Raw genomic sequence first — 14,317 nt, 5'->3', positions numbered from 1 at the left:
ATTCGTGGTTCTTTTCTTATAAACTTGTTGAGTGTTTTGGTTGAACTTTTTGTTCTGGGTCAATGTAGTTAATGGCATTGTTGACAGCAGTTGGTGCTTCCCCAAGACCTGTTGCAATCAAGTCAATCTTACCCTCATAGTAGCAGCAGTCACCAATAGCGTAAATTCCAGGCTGGCTTGACTCTTGCTTGCTATTGACGATAATCTTGTGACGGTTCAGTTCTAATCCCCAGTTTTTAAGATTACCTACAGAAGATTTAAAGCCATAGTTGACAAAGAGGTGGTCCAATTCAATGGTTTCGGTTTCATCGGATTTGACTTTTGTGATTTCAAGCTTGTCAAGAGTTTGGCCGTCACCAAGAAGTTGACTCGGCACAAATGGTGTTTTGATAGTTACAGAAGACTCTTGCAAGGCTCGGACGCTATGCTCAAGTGCACGGAAGTTATCGCGACGGTGAACAAGTGTAGTTGGAGCAATCTTTTCAAAAGCTAAAGCCCAGTCAACGGCTGAGTCACCACCACCCAGAATGGTTACCTTCTGACCAGCATATTGTTGAATGTTAGAAACGTGGTAGTGGATATTGTCATAGCCTTCAACACCTTCTAATTCGAGTGGACGTGGTTTAAAAGCACCACCACCCATAGCAATAATAACGGTTTTAGAAGTATGATTTCCCTTATTAGTTGTAATCTTAAAAACACCATCCTCTTTTTCAATCTCAAGAACAGTTTCATTGAGGTGAACAGGTGTCTCAAACCCTTCAAGTTGTTCCAAAAGGCGGTTAGTCAATTCTTCCCCTGTGAGGTTTGGAAAACCTGGAACATCGAGAATTTGTTTTTCAGGATATAGGATGGCAGGTTGACCACCTAGTTGAGGAAGAGAATCAATGATTTGTACTTTGGCTTGACGAAGGTGAGCATAAAAGGCTGCGAAAAGACCGACAGGTCCACCTCCTACAATGGTAATATCATATAGTTCAGACATGGTTTCTCCTTAATTCATTTCTATCATTTAATTTTATCATATTTTCTACCAATTTAAAATGAAGTAGGGGGAAGAAAATTTTCATAGAAAATGATATAATAAAGAGTAGCTTTTTTATGGAGAGGAGGCCTAGAATGAATTTTCAGCAATTATCTAATCTTCAATACTGGTCTAGTTTGTTTTCCAGTCCTTGGAGTATTCTGATAAATGTGATTGATATTCTTATCGTTGCCTATATCTTATACCAATTTACAAAATCAATTGCAGGAACCAAGATTATGATCCTGGTTCGAGGTGTTTTAGTGTTTATCTTAGCTCAGATAGCAGCAAATACCCTAGGCTTAACAACTATTTCCTGGTTGATCAATCAATTGATTACTTACGGTGTTATCGCAGCGGTTGTTATTTTCTCTCCAGAAATTCGGACAGGTTTAGAGCGATTAGGACGTGCGACTGATTTCTTTTCAAGTACACCAATGAGCTCAGAAGAACAGATGATTCAGGCCTTTGTTAAAGCAGTTGAATATATGAGCCCGCGAAAAATTGGAGCACTTGTATCAGTTCAGCGTGTCAGAACCTTGCAGGAATATATTTCCACGGGGATTCCTTTAGATGCTAAGATTTCTGCAGAACTCTTAATCAATATCTTCATTCCAAACACACCTTTACATGATGGTGCAGTCATTATAAAAGGTGATCGAATAGCTGTAACATCTGCTTATCTTCCACTTACTGAAGACACTGGTATTTCTAAGGAGTTTGGAACGCGACACCGTGCAGCCATTGGTTTATCTGAGGTTTCTGATGCTCTCACTTTTGTGGTATCAGAGGAAACTGGAGGTATTTCCATTACCTATAATGGTGTCTTTAAGCATGATTTAACGATGGAGGAGTTTGAGGAAGAACTACGTCGTATACTGATTCCGGAAAATTCACAAGAGCCAAGCTTAACAGAGCGTATATTAGGAGGATGGAAGAATGAAAAAAAATAGTTTATATATCATCTCTTCACTCCTCTTTGCTTGCGTTTTATTTATCTACGCTACCTCTATAAATTATCAAAATAATAATAATGCAAGACCGGCTCGAACAGAAACCTATACCAATACGGTCGTAAATGTACCGATTGATATTCAGTACGATAGTGAGCAGTATTTTATTAGCGGTTTTAGTTCAGAAGTTACAGTATTTTTGACTGGATCCAATCGAGTAACCTTGGCTAGTGAGATGCAAGAAAGCACTCGTAAATTTAAGGTTACTGCAGATTTAACACAAGCGACAGAAGGAACCGTTGAGGTTCCCTTGACCATTGAGAATCTACCGAGCGGTTTAACAGCCCTAGCAACACCGCAGAAAATCACCGTTAAAATTGGGAAGAAAGCAACAAGGGATAATTTACCAGTCACTCCACAGATTGACTCTGGTAAGGTTGATGAACGAATTCTCATCGATAGTGTGACTGTTTCAGATGAACGCGTTTCGGTTACTAGTGATGCTGATACCTTATCCAAGATTGATAAGATTGTGGCTGTTTTACCAACTAGTGAAAAAATTACAGGAAATTATACGGGTTCAGTTCCTCTACAAGCTATTGATAAGAATGGAACAGTTTTACCAACGGTGATTACACCGTATGAAACAACCATGAAGATAACAACGAAACAAGCTCGATCAGCAAGTAGTTCTAGCTCAGCAACGACAAGCTCATCTTTGGGCAGTTCGTCTTCAACTAGTTCTGAAACCAAGTCAGACTCTTCAAAAAAAGATTAATAAAACAATAGAAAAGGATAAAAAAATGGGTAAATATTTTGGAACGGATGGAGTCCGTGGAGAAGCAAACGTAGAACTTACGCCAGAATTAGCTTTTAAATTGGGACGTTTTGGAGGTTATGTTCTCAGTCAACATACGACTGAAGCACCAAAAGTTTTTGTAGGACGTGACACTCGTATCTCAGGTCAAATGCTAGAAGCGGCTTTGATTGCTGGTCTCCTTTCAGTCGGAATTCACGTTTATAAACTAGGTGTTCTTGCAACACCAGCAGTAGCTTATCTTGTTAAAACTGAAGGTGCAAGCGCAGGTGTTATGATTTCAGCAAGTCATAACCCAGCCCTTGATAACGGAATTAAATTCTTTGGTGGTGACGGCTTTAAATTAGACGATGACAAAGAAGCAGAAATCGAAGCCTTGCTTGATGCAAGTGAAGATACTCTTCCACGTCCAAGTGCAGAGGGCTTAGGTACGGTTGTAGACTACCCAGAAGGTTTGCGTAAATATGAAGCCTACCTCGTTTCAACTGGAACTCCTCTTGAAGGGATGAAGGTTGCCTTGGACACTGCTAACGGAGCAGCTGCAACAAGTGCTCGTCAAATTTTTGCAGACCTAGGTGCTCAATTAACAGTCATTGGAGAAACTCCAGATGGTTTGAACATCAACTTGAACGTTGGTTCAACTCATCCAGAAGCTTTGCAAGAACTTGTAAAAGAAAGTCAATCTGCCATTGGTTTAGCCTTTGATGGTGATAGCGACCGTTTGATTGCAGTTGATGAAAATGGCGAAATTGTCGATGGTGACAAGATTATGTACATTATTGGTAAATACCTTTCTGAAAAAGGTCAGTTGGCTCAAAATACGATTGTGACAACAGTTATGTCCAACCTTGGTTTCCATAAGGCCTTGGATCGTGAAGGAATCAATAAAGCAGTTACTGCTGTTGGAGACCGCTATGTCGTTGAAGAAATGAGAAAATCTGGCTACAATCTCGGTGGTGAGCAGTCAGGTCACATTATCTTGATGGACTATAATACTACTGGTGATGGGCAACTATCAGCTGTGCAATTGACGAAAATCATGCAAGAAACAGGTAAGAGTTTGTCTCAATTGGCCTCAGAAGTGACCATTTACCCACAAAAATTAGTCAATATTCGTGTGGAAAATGCCATGAAAGAAAAAGCCATGGAAGTGCCAGCTATCAAGGCTATTATTGAGAAGATGGAAGCAGAAATGGCAGGTAATGGTCGCATCCTCGTTCGCCCAAGTGGAACGGAGCCACTCTTGCGTGTCATGGCTGAAGCCCCAACCACTGAGGAAGTAGACTACTATGTAGACACTATTGCTGAAGTTGTTAAAACTGAGATTGGTATTTAGTAAATCTAGCAGAAAATAAAAAAATATGGTACAATGGCAACTATATTGTAATTGTACAAATGGAGATGAAAATGAATTTAAAACGTGAACAAGAATTTGTCAGCCAGTATCACTTTGATGCGCGTAACTTTGAATGGGAAAATGAAAATGGAGCACCTGAAACTAAGGTTGATGTAAACTTCCAGTTGCTTCAGCATGATCAAGATAATCAAGTTACTTCTTTGGTAGTTGTTTTGAGCTTTATGATTGTCTTTGATAGATTTGTCATTAGTGGAACGATTTCTCAAGTCAATCATGTTGAAGGTCGTATTGTCGACCAACCAAGTGATTTCAACCAAGAAGAAGTTGAGACACTAGCTCGTCCATGTTTGGATATGCTTAATCGTTTGACTTACGAAGTAACAGAAATTGCCCTTGATTTACCGGGAATTAATTTGGAGTTTTAAGAAATGAAATTAGCGGTCATAACAGACTCATCTGCTTTTCTACAAGCGGAAACCTTGCGGAAAGAAGATTTATTTGTGCTAGACATTCCTGTGAATATCGATGGACAGGAGTATGTTGAAGGTGTAAATCTAACCGCTCAAGAATTTTATGAAAAAATGGCTTCAGCAAGCGAATTGCCAAAAACGAGCCAACCAAGTATTGCCAAGTTAGATGAAATTTTATCATCATTAAAAGCTAAAGGCTATACACATGCCTTGGGCCTTTTCCTATCTTCTGGAATTTCAGGATTTTACCAAAATATCCAATATATGAAGGATGAGTTTGAAGGTTTGACCATTGCTTTTCCAGATACTCGAATTACAAGTGCTCCTTTAGGCTATATGGTTGAAAGTGTCTTTAAATGGGCAGAACAGGGAGATGGTTTCGAGTCTATCTTAAATAAAGTAACTGAACAGATTGAAAATACCTCAGCCTTTATTATGGTGGATGATCTTGACCATCTAGTTAAGGGGGGACGACTCTCTAATGGTGCGGCTATTTTGGGGAATCTCCTTAGTATCAAGCCAATCCTATACTTCAATGACCAAGGTGTGATAGAAGTATATGAAAAGGTTCGTACAGAGAAAAAGGCTACCAAACGCTTGGTTGAAATTGTTAAAGAAGCAACAGCTATTGGGAATTACCAGATTACTGTCATTCACGGGAATGCTCCTCAAAAAGCAGCAGATTTGCGCCAGCTTTTGATCGATGGTGGAGTGGCTACAGATGTTTCAATTGCAACCTTCGGTAGTGTTATTGGGACTCACTTGGGAGAAGGAAGTATTGCTTTGGGCTATACACCTATAATTTAGACTATTTTTAGGGGCAGCTAAGGTCCTTTGTATCTTAAAATTGAACACGCCTGGCACCCAGTGTGAAAAAAGATAGTTCTTCCAAGGACTAGATACTCCTTGCTTAGACCTCCTATTTTCACTTTTTGTTCTTACAGGCTTTGTATCTTAAAATTGAACACGGACTATCTGCCTCTTGAAAAAAGATGCCTGTCTTGCCTTTCGTGGAAAGTCAGCGCCATTCCCTATTTTTCATGGGCAACTAAGGTCCTTTGTATCTTAGATAGGAGTAAAGATGAGTATTGACGTAATTATAGCAGGTTTTAAGGGCAAGATGGGTCAGGCTGCTTGTCAGATGGTTTTGTCTGATCCTGAACTTGAACTGGTAGCGGTTTTAGATCCTTTTGAGTCTGCATCTGACTGGCAGGGAATTCCTGTATTTAATGATAAGGCTGCCTTAGAAGGCTTTGAGGCAGATGTATGGGTTGACTTTACAACGCCAGCTGTTGCCTATGAGAATACACGTTTTGCTCTTGAAAATGGCTTTGCTCCAGTGGTTGGTACAACAGGCTTTACTAGTCAGGAAATCGAAGAATTAGAAGATTTTTCTCGTTCACAAGACTTGGGTGGCTTGATTGCTCCTAACTTTGCCTTGGGTGCTGTCTTACTCATGCAATTTGCAGCACAGGCAGCTAAATACTTCCCAAATGTAGAGATTATTGAGCTTCACCATGACAAGAAAAAAGATGCACCTAGCGGAACAGCTATCAAAACAGCAGAATTGATGGCAGAAGTTCGTGAGTCTATCCAACAAGGTGCTAGTGATGAGGAAGAACTCATTGCAGGTGCACGTGGTGCTAACTTTGATGGTATGCGAATCCACTCAGTCCGTTTGCCAGGATTGGTAGCTCATCAGGAAGTTATATTTGGAAATCAGGGAGAAGGATTGACCCTACGTCATGACTCCTATGATCGTAGCTCCTTCATGACAGGAGTGAATTTGGGAATTAAAGAAGTTGTCAAGCGTCATGAGCTTGTCTATGGATTAGAACACTTATTATGAGATTAACACAAATGCCTTCTGAATTTCAGAAGGCTTTACCAGTATTAGAAAAAATTAAAGAAGCAGGCTATGAAGCCTATTTTGTTGGAGGCTCTGTTAGGGATGCTCTACTAAATCGTCCCATCCATGATGTGGATATCGCGACTTCTTCTTATCCAGAAGAAACAAAACAGATTTTTCCACGGACAGCTGACATTGGCATTGAGCACGGAACAGTTTTGGTTTTAGACGGAGATGAAGAGTACGAAGTAACCACTTTTAGAACTGAGGATGTCTATGTAGACTACCGTAGACCAAGTTCAGTTTCTTTTGTTCGTTCGTTAGAAGAGGACCTCAAACGCCGTGATTTCACAGTCAATGCCTTTGCCTTGGATGAGATGGGCGAAATCATTGATTTGTTCGATGGTTTGAGAGATTTAGAAAATCAAGTTTTACGAGCAGTTGGTGTAGCTAGTGAGCGTTTCAACGAAGATGCCCTACGCATTATGCGTGGATTTCGTTTTCAAGCTAGTCTTGGTTTTGAACTCGAGCAAGAAACCTTTGAGGCTATGAAAGATTTGACGCCACTCCTAGAAAAAATCTCTGTGGAGCGTACTTTTGTTGAATTTGATAAACTTCTACTGGCTCCTCATTGGCGAGTAGGTTTATCTTCTATGATTGCAAGTAAAGCTTATGATTATCTTCCGGATATGGCTGGTAGTCAGGAGAACCTCCAATCTTTGTTTGATTTAGAAAAAGATTTTACTTTTGAATCTTCTGAGCAAGCTTGGGCAGCACTTTTATGGGTTTTAGAAGTGGAAGATGCTCAAAAGTTTTTGAAACATTGGAAGACTTCACGCCAATTTGCCAAGCAGGTACAGGATTTGCTGTCTATTTTGGCTCTCCGAGAAGAAGGGGAACTAGGTAAACGTGCTTGTTACCGTTTTGATCTAGATTTGCTTTTACAGGCTGAAAATCTTCGTCAGGCTCAAGGAAAAGAAGTCAATCCACAGGCTATCGAAGAGACTTACCACAGCTTAACCATCCATGATAAAAAAGAAATTCAAATCAATGGTGGGATTTTGATCAAAGAATATGGCTATCAACCAGGACCAGAAATGGGAGAAATTTTAGCAGAGATTGAGTATGCTATTGTAGATGGAGATTTGGAAAATAATTTGGAAGCTATTCATGCCTACTTGAGGGAGAAAAAATGAGTGATTTTATTGTTGAAAAACTAAGTAAATCCGTTGGAGACAAGACTGTCTTTAAGGATATTTCCTTTATCATCCATGACTTGGATCGCATTGGTCTCATTGGTGTCAACGGAACTGGGAAAACAACTCTTTTGGATGTCCTTTCGGGAATCTCTGGTTTTGATGGTGACGTAAGCCCTTTTTCGGCAAAAAACGATTACAAGATTGGTTATTTGACTCAGAATCCAGATTTTGATGACAGCAAGACTGTCTTGGATACTGTTCTATCGAGCGATTTGAAAGAAATCCAGTTGATCCGTGAGTATGAATTGCTCATGCTCAACTACAGTGAGGATAAGCAGGCGCGTTTGGAACGGGTCATGGCAGAAATGGACTCTCTCCAAGCTTGGGAAATTGAGAGTCAGGTCAAGACCGTTCTCAGCAAGCTGGGAATTCAGGATTTATCAACTCCCGTTGGAGCCCTGTCAGGTGGTTTGCGAAGACGGGTTCAGTTGGCCCAAGTGCTGTTAGGAAATCACGATCTTTTGCTTTTGGATGAACCAACCAACCACTTGGATATTGCCACCATTGAATGGCTGACCCTCTTTTTGAAAAATTCCAAGAAAACGGTTCTCTTTATCACCCACGATCGTTATTTCCTAGATGCGCTTTCGACGAGAATTTTCGAGTTAGACCGAGCTGGTTTGACCGAATATCAAGGAAATTACCAAGACTATGTTCGCCTCAAGGCTGAACAGGATGAGCGCGATGCAGCTCTTCTTCACAAAAAGGAACAACTCTATAAGCAAGAATTGGCCTGGATGCGCAGACAACCACAGGCTCGTGCAACCAAGCAACAAGCTCGGATCAATCGTTTCCATGATCTGAAAAAAGAAGTCTCAGGAACTACAGCTGAGACAGACTTGAGCATGAATTTTGAAACCAGCCGTATCGGTAAAAAAGTTATCGAGTTTAAGGATGTTTCCTTTGCCTATGACGATAAACCGATTCTGAAACATTTTAATCTTTTGGTACAAGCCAAAGACCGTATCGGAATCGTCGGGGACAATGGTGTTGGGAAGTCAACCCTTCTTAACCTTATTGCAGGAAGACTTGAAGCGACTGAAGGACAAGTTATCATCGGTGAAACAGTACGCATTGCCTATTTCTCGCAACAAATCGAAGGATTGGATGAAAGTAAGCGAGTTATCAATTACTTGCAAGAAGTGGCAGAAGAGGTTAAGACTAGCGGTGGTACTACGACTTCAATCGCTGAGTTACTAGAACAATTTCTCTTCCCACGCTCAACGCACGGCACCTTGATTGAGAAGCTGTCAGGTGGAGAGAAGAAGCGTCTGTACCTCCTTAAACTTCTCCTTGAAAAACCCAATGTACTTCTCTTGGATGAACCAACAAATGACCTAGACATTGCGACCTTAACGGTTCTAGAAAATTTTTTACAAGGTTTTGCAGGGCCAGTCTTGACAGTTAGTCACGACCGCTATTTCCTTGATAAGGTAGCAACTAAGATTCTTGCTTTTGAAGACGGGGACATCCGTCCTTTCTTTGGCCATTATACAGATTATCTAGATGAAAAGGCCTTTGAAGCAGAAGCAGTAACACAAAGTCAAAAAGTTGAGAAGGAAAAAGTCGTTAAAGTCCGTGAAGAAAAGAAACGGATGACCTACCAAGAAAAGCAGGAGTGGGCAAGTATTGAAGGTGACATCGAAGCCTTAGAAAACCGCATCTCTTCTATAGAGGAAGAAATGCAGGCAAATGGCTCTGATTTTGGGAAACTAGCTACCCTTCAAAAAGAGTTAGACGAGAAAAATGAAGACTTGCTGGAAAGATATGAACGCTATGAATATTTAAGTGAGTTGGCTTAATGGAAGAGAAAATCATCAAATGGAGCAGTAAGAAAATCATTTGGACTATCGTTCTCTGCTTAGTTGAGTTAGCTTTTCTTCTTTGGATCCTATCTTTTATGATGACAAATCCCAAAGAAGCAGCTATTGAATTAGTAGCACTAAGACTCTTTGTCTTATTCTTAATCATCATTGTTGGATGGCTCTTGTATGAACGTTTTCAAATTCTTCTGTCAGATAAAGAGTATTTGAAATGTACGCCTCAAGGATTTTCCTATAAGCCTCATCCAAAAAAAGAAAGTCAGTTTTATTCTTGGGGACAAGTAGAAACATTTTCACTTGTGAGAATTAAGGGTGGTAGTAGTTCGAGGGATTTTTATATGATTGAGGTTCAGTTTTATGACAAGGAAGTTTTAAAATCCAACTTTTTCTGGTATCGTCTTCGAAGTAGATTTACAAGTTCAAAACATTCTAACGTTTTGAAAATCCCAATCTATTTGCTGGATGTTGGTTTACCGCGAAGAGTATTTGAAACCATGTCCTACTTTGAGCGAGAGTGGCGCATCGAACAAAATCATCAACGCAATCAAAAATCTAAAAGCAAAAAGAAGGCAAGAATTCATTAAGCTAGCAATAGTTATAGATCAGATTAGAAGCCTTGGACTCAGTTTCCAGGGTTTCTTTCTATTTCTCTTTTCTAAGAAATGTGTTATAATAGAGAGTAAAAATTTTAAAAGAAAGAAATGCTATGAACTTAAAAGATTACATTGCAACCATTGAAAACTACCCTAAGGAAGGAATTGTCTTCCGTGATATCAGTCCCTTGATGGCTGATGGTAATGCCTACAGCTATGCTGTTCGTGAAATCGTCCAATACGCTACTGACAAAAAAATCGATATGATTGTTGGACCAGAAGCGCGTGGATTTATCGTTGGATGTCCAGTCGCTTTTGAATTGGGAATCGGTTTTGCGCCTGTTCGTAAACCTGGAAAACTACCACGTGAAGTTGTTTCAGCTGACTACGAAAAAGAATATGGTGTTGATACTTTGACTATGCACGCAGATGCTATCAAACCAGGTCAACGTGTTCTGATCGTAGATGACCTTTTAGCAACGGGTGGTACTGTTAAAGCAACTATCGAAATGATTGAAAAACTTGGTGGTATCGTAGCTGGTTGTGCCTTCTTGATTGAGCTTGATGAGCTTAAAGGTCGCGAAGCTATCGGAGATTACGATTATAAAGTGCTTATGCATTATTAGTGAAAAACAGTCCCTAGGGCTGTTTTCTCTTCATCTGATATAAAAAAAGGCTATATCTAGTTAGAGAAAAACTATAATTGAAAACTATATCTTCTTACAGTATAATAAAGGAAAGGACTTTCGTCAGCTGATTTTTCATTTGACGACTGTATGTTCGTTTGAGCCTAGAATTGATACAGTAAGGAGATTTCCATGCCGATTCGAATTGATAAAAAATTACCAGCAGTTGAGATTTTACGAACGGAAAATATTTTCGTCATGGATGACCAGCGGGCGGCTCATCAGGATATTCGACCACTGAAAATTCTGATTTTAAACTTGATGCCACAGAAGATGGTTACAGAGACTCAGCTTTTACGACATTTAGCTAATACTCCTTTGCAGTTAGATATTGATTTCTTATATATGGAAAGTCATCAGTCGAAAACAACTCGTTCTGAACATATGGAGACTTTTTATAAGACCTTTTCAGAAGTTCAAGACCAGTATTTTGATGGCTTGATTATCACAGGAGCACCAGTCGAACATCTTCCTTTTGAAGAAGTGGACTACTGGGAGGAATTTACTCAGGTCATCGATTGGTCAAAGACTCATGTCTTTTCAACCCTGCATATTTGCTGGGGAGCACAGGCTGGCCTCTACTATCGTTACGATGTAGATAAACACCAGATGGCTCAAAAACTTTCGGGAATTTATCCTCAGGATGTTTTAAAAGAAGGTCATCTTTTGCTGAGAGGTTTTGATGATTTGTATGTGTCTCCCCATTCTCGTCACACAGAAATTCTCAAAGAAGACATTGTAAATAAAACAAATTTAGAGATCTTAGCATCTGGAAAAGAAGTGGGAATATCTATCCTTGCAAGCCGAGATTTAAGAGAAGTATATAGCTTTGGGCATTTGGAGTATGATCGTGATACGCTTGCCAAAGAATATTTCAGAGATCTAGATGCTGGTTTAGATCCCCATATACCAGAAAATTATTTCAAAAATGATGACATCCATGAACTTCCTTGTATGCGTTGGAGTTCCTCAGCAGCTCTCTTTTTCAGTAACTGGGTAAATTATGCAGTTTACCAAGAAACGCCTTTTGAGTGGAAGAGTGCAGAAGAAGATGTGTCTCATTTTGGATATTTATAAGAGGAATTATGACATATTTAGACGCTTTCAAATCAGGGAACTTGGTGTTACCAAGTGCTCTGCTCTTAAACTACAATCAACTTTTCTCATCAAGCGATGATTTCTTAGTTTGGCAATTCTTTTACCTACAAAATACAACAGTTTTAGGGGAATTGTCCCCAAGTCAAATCGCTGAGAAAATAGGCAAGCAAGTCTATGAAGTCAATCAAGCGATTTCCAGATTGACAGAAAAAGGCTTACTCCAATATCGTACGATTGAACTCAATGGAGAAATAGAAGTTATTTTTGATGCGACCCTTGCTTTAGAACGTTTGGACCAGCTTTTTGAAAAACAAGAACCAAGCCAAGCTGTACCTGCTAAAAATGATTTGAAAGACTTGGTGGAAACCTTCCAACAAGAGTTAGGTCGTCTCCTGAGTCCTTTTGAAATTGAGGATTTAGAAAAGAGTTTAAAAGAAGACGGAACTAGTGCTGACCTGATCAAAGAAGCATTACGTGAGGCCGTTTTGAATGGAAAACCAAATTGGAAGTATATCCAGGCTATCCTACGAAACTGGCGCCATGAAGGCATTAAGAGTGTAGTCCAGGTAGAGGCGAAGCGTCAGGAGAGAGAAGCGACTAATCCTCAAAATGTTCAAGTTTCTGCAGATTTTCAAAATGCTATGGATCTTTGGAAAGACTAATTTTAAGTATTGATAATAGAAAAAATGCCTACAGACTAGAAAGAAAATCTAGCTTGTGGGCATTTTTTGTGGTTTTTATACTCAATGAAAATCAAAGAGCAAACTAGGAAGCGAGCCGCAGGTTGCTCAAAGCACTGCTTTGAGGTTGTAGATGGAAGCTGACGTGGTTTGAAGAGATTTTCGAAGAGTATTAATTGATTAGTTAGCCAGTCCCCATACACTAAGAGAGCGTTCTGTAACTGGGAAATCTCCATAACCTTCAGCATTAATAGTTACTTGGTCAAGATGATTTCCTAGTAAATCAACAAAGGATTGACCAGCCCATTCTTGACCGACGAACATAGTTTTGGAGTTTGCTTGGCCATTAGAAATTACGATGGCAAGTGGCGATTGATTCTCAGCTCCTGAACGAACCCAACCGATACAATTAGGATCGTCAAAGTAGTCAGTCTGCTCTCCATAAGCCAAATCTTTTCGGATGGCAAGCAGACGGTCAAGGACATCCTTGAAGTTTTCCTGAGCATACTGTCCTGAAATCCCATAGTAGTCTCCGTAAAAGACACATGGTAGACCGTGCTCACGCAAAAGAATGAGAGCATAGGCTGCTGGTTTAAACCATTCTTCAACAGTAGACTCCAGAGCTTGACCTCGTTGGGTGTCATGGTTTTCGACAAAGGTTACAGCCTTATCTGGCTTGATTTGAACGAGACTATCATTAAAGATGGTACGCAAATCATAGTCTGCACCAGCTTGGCTTGCTTCAAAGAGATTCATATGGAGGCGGACATCGACTAAGTCGAAGCGTTCTTCAATCTTTTCAAGGTAATCCAGATTTGCTTCCTTGTCTGGATTCCAGAATTCTCCAAAGACATAGAAATCTTGGCCATATTTTTCTTTGATATCGCGAATGAAGTTGCGCATAAAGAAAGAGTCTATGTGTTTGATTGCATCCAAACGGAAACCAGCTACACCAGTCGTTTCCATAAACCAATCTGCCCAGTCGTAGATATTTTGTATGACTTCTGGATGCTTGAAATCTAGGTCTGCATACATGAGATAGTCATAGTTGCCATTTTCGTTATCAACTAATTCCTCGTTAGCCCAGCCTTTATTATCACCTTGAATCAAATAGATGCCAGACTTACGACGCTTGGCATCATAGTCAGTTCCAGTAAAGTGGTACCAGTGCCAGTGGAAGTCATTGTAGGTATTTTGTCGTCCGTCAAAGGTAAAACCAGTCCAGCCATTGATGGTAAAAGGTTCTCCTAGTTCCACAGTTCGATCTTCTGGATCCACTTCGATAACTTGAAAAGATTCTAAATGGTCAGCGGCTGCCTTATGATTGAGTACCACATCGGCCATGGGTTGAATCCCGTGAGACTTTAAGGTTTGGATGGTTTGGAGATAGTCTTCTTTGAAACCGTATTTGGTGCGAACAGTGCCTTTTTGGTTAAATTCTCCAAGGTCAAATAAATCATAGACGCCATAACCGACATCCTTTTCATTGGTTGCCTTGAAAGCAGGTGGCATCCAAATATGACTGATTCCCAAATCTGCTAGGTGTTCAGCGTCATCAGCAAGGCGTTTCCAATGTTTTCCGTCATGTGGTAGATACCATTCAAAATATTGCATTAGGGTTTGATTTTTCATAGATAGTCCTCTTACTTAACAGTGATGAGAATTATTGTAGCATAAAGTCAGTTTCTACGCAAACGTTTGCGTTGAA

At 40.0% G+C, this 14,317-nt stretch carries 14 protein-coding genes; 12 read left to right on the top strand and 2 right to left on the bottom strand.

Translation table 11 applies throughout. The features are described from left to right. Nucleotides 1-16 precede the first annotated feature (16 nt). Complete coding sequence (locus tag O3611_RS00785) at nucleotides 17-985, bottom strand: NAD(P)/FAD-dependent oxidoreductase (protein WP_371607503.1); 969 nt, start codon at nucleotides 983-985, stop codon at nucleotides 17-19. 134 nt (nucleotides 986-1,119) lie between these two features. On the opposite strand from O3611_RS00785, the gene cdaA reads away from it, so the two are divergent. From cdaA to O3611_RS00725, 12 genes are all read left to right on the top strand, one after another. After that, nucleotides 1,120-1,977: a diadenylate cyclase CdaA gene (gene cdaA / locus O3611_RS00780; RefSeq protein WP_045763531.1), complete on the top strand. Its 858-nt coding sequence runs from the start codon at nucleotides 1,120-1,122 to the stop codon at nucleotides 1,975-1,977. Then, nucleotides 1,964-2,755: a YbbR-like domain-containing protein gene (locus tag O3611_RS00775; protein ID WP_371607502.1), complete on the top strand. Its 792-nt coding sequence runs from the start codon at nucleotides 1,964-1,966 to the stop codon at nucleotides 2,753-2,755. The genes cdaA and O3611_RS00775 overlap by 14 nt, the downstream gene beginning before the upstream one ends. A 25-nt stretch (nucleotides 2,756-2,780) precedes the next feature. Then, nucleotides 2,781-4,130, top strand: a complete 1,350-nt coding sequence (gene glmM / locus O3611_RS00770) for a phosphoglucosamine mutase (RefSeq protein WP_371607501.1) — start codon at nucleotides 2,781-2,783, stop codon at nucleotides 4,128-4,130. Between the two features lie 71 nt (nucleotides 4,131-4,201). Further along, nucleotides 4,202-4,576: a DUF1149 family protein gene (locus O3611_RS00765; RefSeq protein ID WP_001050083.1), complete on the top strand. Its 375-nt coding sequence runs from the start codon at nucleotides 4,202-4,204 to the stop codon at nucleotides 4,574-4,576. 3 nt (nucleotides 4,577-4,579) lie between these two features. Then, entirely contained in the window at nucleotides 4,580-5,428 is an 849-nt protein-coding gene (locus tag O3611_RS00760) for a DegV family protein (RefSeq protein ID WP_371607500.1), read from the top strand. Nucleotides 5,429-5,702: 274 nt separating this feature from the next. Next, nucleotides 5,703-6,470 (top strand): 4-hydroxy-tetrahydrodipicolinate reductase, encoded by a 768-nt coding sequence (gene dapB, locus O3611_RS00755; RefSeq protein WP_371607499.1) that lies wholly within the window; start codon nucleotides 5,703-5,705, stop codon nucleotides 6,468-6,470. Next, nucleotides 6,467-7,666, top strand: a complete 1,200-nt coding sequence (locus O3611_RS00750; protein ID WP_371607498.1) for a CCA tRNA nucleotidyltransferase — start codon at nucleotides 6,467-6,469, stop codon at nucleotides 7,664-7,666. The genes dapB and O3611_RS00750 overlap by 4 nt, the downstream gene beginning before the upstream one ends. After that, a complete protein-coding gene (locus tag O3611_RS00745; protein WP_371607497.1) occupies nucleotides 7,663-9,531 on the top strand; it encodes an ABC-F family ATP-binding cassette domain-containing protein in 1,869 nt (622 codons plus the stop codon). Before O3611_RS00750 ends, O3611_RS00745 begins: the two co-directional genes overlap by 4 nt. Further along, a complete protein-coding gene (locus tag O3611_RS00740; protein WP_371607496.1) occupies nucleotides 9,531-10,136 on the top strand; it encodes a hypothetical protein in 606 nt (201 codons plus the stop codon). Before O3611_RS00745 ends, O3611_RS00740 begins: the two co-directional genes overlap by 1 nt. Before the next feature lie 122 nt (nucleotides 10,137-10,258). Beyond that, a complete protein-coding gene (locus O3611_RS00735) occupies nucleotides 10,259-10,771 on the top strand; it encodes an adenine phosphoribosyltransferase (protein WP_075229870.1) in 513 nt (170 codons plus the stop codon). 192 nt (nucleotides 10,772-10,963) lie between these two features. Next, nucleotides 10,964-11,908, top strand: a complete 945-nt coding sequence (gene metA, locus O3611_RS00730) for a homoserine O-succinyltransferase (RefSeq protein ID WP_371607495.1) — start codon at nucleotides 10,964-10,966, stop codon at nucleotides 11,906-11,908. Nucleotides 11,909-11,916: 8 nt separating this feature from the next. Next, complete coding sequence (locus tag O3611_RS00725; RefSeq protein WP_371607494.1) at nucleotides 11,917-12,591, top strand: DnaD domain-containing protein; 675 nt, start codon at nucleotides 11,917-11,919, stop codon at nucleotides 12,589-12,591. Between the two features lie 198 nt (nucleotides 12,592-12,789). Here O3611_RS00725 and O3611_RS00720 read toward each other — a convergent pair whose 3' ends face one another. After that, nucleotides 12,790-14,241 carry an alpha-amylase gene (locus tag O3611_RS00720; RefSeq protein ID WP_371607493.1) on the bottom strand — a complete coding sequence of 484 codons (1,452 nt, stop codon included), beginning with the start codon at nucleotides 14,239-14,241 and terminating at the stop codon, nucleotides 12,790-12,792. Between the last annotated feature and the right edge of the window lie 76 nt (nucleotides 14,242-14,317).

The organism is Streptococcus sp. 27098_8_91 (genome assembly GCF_041432385.1).
Lineage (GTDB): Bacteria > Bacillota > Bacilli > Lactobacillales > Streptococcaceae > Streptococcus.
The sequence above is the reverse complement of the archived record's forward strand: the minus strand, read 5'-3'. Positions and strand labels throughout refer to the sequence as shown.

What these genes read in the sequence shown, in the direction of transcription:
- O3611_RS00785 (WP_371607503.1), bottom strand. Translation starts at nt 985, where the DNA reads ATGTCTGAACTATATGATATTACCATTGTAGGAGGTGGACCTGTCGGT.
- cdaA (WP_045763531.1), top strand. Translation starts at nt 1,120, where the DNA reads ATGAATTTTCAGCAATTATCTAATCTTCAATACTGGTCTAGTTTGTTT.
- O3611_RS00775 (WP_371607502.1), top strand. Translation starts at nt 1,964, where the DNA reads ATGAAAAAAAATAGTTTATATATCATCTCTTCACTCCTCTTTGCTTGC.
- glmM (WP_371607501.1), top strand. Translation starts at nt 2,781, where the DNA reads ATGGGTAAATATTTTGGAACGGATGGAGTCCGTGGAGAAGCAAACGTA.
- O3611_RS00765 (WP_001050083.1), top strand. Translation starts at nt 4,202, where the DNA reads ATGAATTTAAAACGTGAACAAGAATTTGTCAGCCAGTATCACTTTGAT.
- O3611_RS00760 (WP_371607500.1), top strand. Translation starts at nt 4,580, where the DNA reads ATGAAATTAGCGGTCATAACAGACTCATCTGCTTTTCTACAAGCGGAA.
- dapB (WP_371607499.1), top strand. Translation starts at nt 5,703, where the DNA reads ATGAGTATTGACGTAATTATAGCAGGTTTTAAGGGCAAGATGGGTCAG.
- O3611_RS00750 (WP_371607498.1), top strand. Translation starts at nt 6,467, where the DNA reads ATGAGATTAACACAAATGCCTTCTGAATTTCAGAAGGCTTTACCAGTA.
- O3611_RS00745 (WP_371607497.1), top strand. Translation starts at nt 7,663, where the DNA reads ATGAGTGATTTTATTGTTGAAAAACTAAGTAAATCCGTTGGAGACAAG.
- O3611_RS00740 (WP_371607496.1), top strand. Translation starts at nt 9,531, where the DNA reads ATGGAAGAGAAAATCATCAAATGGAGCAGTAAGAAAATCATTTGGACT.
- O3611_RS00735 (WP_075229870.1), top strand. Translation starts at nt 10,259, where the DNA reads ATGAACTTAAAAGATTACATTGCAACCATTGAAAACTACCCTAAGGAA.
- metA (WP_371607495.1), top strand. Translation starts at nt 10,964, where the DNA reads ATGCCGATTCGAATTGATAAAAAATTACCAGCAGTTGAGATTTTACGA.
- O3611_RS00725 (WP_371607494.1), top strand. Translation starts at nt 11,917, where the DNA reads ATGACATATTTAGACGCTTTCAAATCAGGGAACTTGGTGTTACCAAGT.
- O3611_RS00720 (WP_371607493.1), bottom strand. Translation starts at nt 14,241, where the DNA reads ATGAAAAATCAAACCCTAATGCAATATTTTGAATGGTATCTACCACAT.